We start from the raw sequence: 2624 nt of genomic DNA on the forward strand, positions 1-2624 counted from the left end.
GCTCCCCACCGACCGCCTCACTCCCGTCCCCGCACCACCGCCCCGAACTGCCGCCCCGAACAATGGAGTTCACGATGAAGGACAGCGTCACAGCCGCTCAGCAGACGCCACCCGCACAACGCACCACGAGCGATCTGGCCCGGGCCGCCGTCTCCGGATGGCTGGGCACGGCCATGGAGTTCATGGACTTCCAGCTGTACTCGCTGGCCGCCGCGATCGTCTTCAACAAGATCTTCTTCCCGGACGTCAGCCCCGCGATCGGGCTGATCGCCGCGATGGCCACCTACGGCGTCGGCTACGTCGCCCGGCTCGCCGGTGCCGTCTACTTCGGGCGGATGGGCGACCGGATCGGCCGCAAGAAGGTCCTCGTCATCACGATTCTGCTGATGGGCGCGTCCACCACCCTCATCGGCGCCCTGCCCACCTACGCCACCCTCGGCATCCTCGCGCCGAGCCTGCTCGTCCTGCTGCGGCTGGTCCAGGGCTTCGGCGCCGGCGCCGAGATCGCCGGGGCCACCGTGCTGCTCGCCGAGTACGCCCCCGTACGCAGGCGCGGCCTGATCGCCTCGCTGGTGTCGCTCGGCACGAACTCCGGGACGCTCGCCGCCTCCGGTCTGTGGGCCATCCTCATCGGCGTGCTCAGCGAGGACCAACTCCTCTCCTGGGGCTGGCGGTTGCCCTTCCTGCTGAGCTTCGTGCTGATGCTCTTCGCGGTCTGGCTGCGGCGCGGCCTCAAGGAGAGCCCGGTCTTCGAGGAACGCGCCGACGTCGTGGACGGGGTGGCGATGGACCGCGGCGAGGTCGAGTCGACGATCGCCGCCGTCTCCGCCGTCGACGAGCACCGGAGCAGCGTCCTGGCGGCGGGCATCCGGCAGCGCAAGGGCAAGGCGTTCTTCCTCGCGCTGGGGCTGCGCCTGGGCCAGGCCGGCAACTCCGGTCTCATCCAGACCTTCCTCGTCGGCTACATCGCCACCAACCTCTCGGTCGGCCGCTCCGTCCCCACGGACGCGATCGTCTACGGCTCCCTGCTCGGCTTCGCCACCGTGCCGGTCGTGGGCCTGATCGGCGACCGCTACGGCCGCCGCCCTGTCTACATGGCGTTCTCGCTCCTGACGGCCGTCATCGCCTTCCCGGTGATGTTCCTCATCTCGTCCGGCTCCTCGGCGGCGGTGATGCTCGGCATGGTGCTCGGCCTGAACGTCGGTGTCCTCGGTCTGTTCTCGCTGGAGAGCGTGACGATGGCCGAACTCTTCGGCTCCCGCACCCGGTTCACCCAGCTCGCCCTCGCCAAGGAGATCGGCGGCATCCTCACCACCGCGATCGGCCCGGTCCTCGCGGCCTCGCTCACCGCCGTCACCGGCAGCTGGTGGCCCATCGCCGTGATGCTCATCGTCTACTCGCTCATCACCTTCGTCAGCGCGTTCCTCGCCCCCGAGACGCGCGGACGCGACCTGGTCCGACTGGAGGACGCCGTATGAGCAATCGCCGTATGAAGGCGGTCGTGGTGCACGGTCCCGGAGACGTGCGCATCGACGAACGGACCCGGCCGGTACCGGGCCCCGGAGAGGTGCTGCTCGCCCTGGAGTGGGGCGGCATCTGCGGATCCGACATCGCCTACTGGAAGAACGGCGCGTCCGGCACCGCCTCGCTCGCGCACCCCCTGGTCCTCGGCCACGAGGTCGCGGGCCGGATCGCGGCGCTCGGCGCCGGGGTCACCGGCCTGGAGGAAGGCCGGCAAGTCACCGTCCACCCGGCCCAGTTGGTCGGCGACGGCATCCTCCCGGACCGGATCGCGGGACGCACCAACCTCTACCCGCACGTCCGCTACTTCGGCTCGGCGGCCTTCGACCCGCACACCGACGGCGGGTTCAGCGAATACCGTACGGTCCCCGCGACCCAGGTCCGCCCCCTGCCGGACGGCGTCGACACCCAACAGGGCGCCCTGGCCGAGCCGTTGGCGGTCGCCCTGCACGCCGTGGGCCGGGTTCCGGCGCTGCGCGGCCGGACGGTCCTGGTCAACGGGGCAGGTCCGATCGGCTCGTTGGTGGTCGCGGCGGCGAAACACTCCGGGGCGGGCACCGTCATCGCCGCCGACCTGTCCGCCACCTCTCTCGCCGTGGCCCGCGCGATGGGCGCCGACGAGACGCGTGACATCTCCCGGGGCGAGTCCCTGCCCGAGGACGTGGACGTCGTCTTCGAGGCGTCCGGCGCCCCCTCGGCGCTCGGCCCGGTCCTACGGTCCACCGCGCGCGGCGGCACCCTCGTCCAGGTCGGCAACCTCCCCGGTACGGCGGTCTCCGCCGCCCTCGGTGACCTGGTCACCCGCGAGATCACCTGGATCGGCTCCTACCGCTTCGTCGAGGAGATCGACGACGCGCTGCTCGCGCTGCGGGACGGGCTGGACGTGACGCCGGTGATCACGCACCGCTTCCCGCTGGAACGGGCGGAGGAGGCATTGGCCGTCGCCGCGGATCCGGGAAGCGGGAGCAGCAAGGTGATGCTGCGGCTGGCGAGCTGCTTCATCAGCGCGGCGAGGTACAGCCCACCAGGCCCGCCGCCCACGATCGCGATCCTCATGCCTGGTTCTCCTTCTCGACGATCCGACGCAGCAGGAAGTGCTGAAG

The 2624-nt window shown here is 71.1% G+C and carries 1 protein-coding gene and 1 pseudogene; both read left to right on the forward strand.

The features are described 5' to 3' along the window. The coding region (locus ACNFOC_RS53090) for an MFS transporter (RefSeq protein ID WP_416966126.1) at positions 1 to 1478 on the forward strand (1478 nt) is incomplete at its 5' end. An 11-nt stretch (positions 1479 to 1489) separates the two neighbouring features. Next, positions 1490 to 2314, forward strand: a pseudogene (locus ACNFOC_RS53095) (alcohol dehydrogenase catalytic domain-containing protein); the annotation flags it as partial. Between the last annotated feature and the right edge of the window lie 310 nt (positions 2315 to 2624).

Source organism: Streptomyces colwelliae (assembly GCF_048158785.1).
GTDB lineage: Bacteria > Actinomycetota > Actinomycetes > Streptomycetales > Streptomycetaceae > Streptomyces.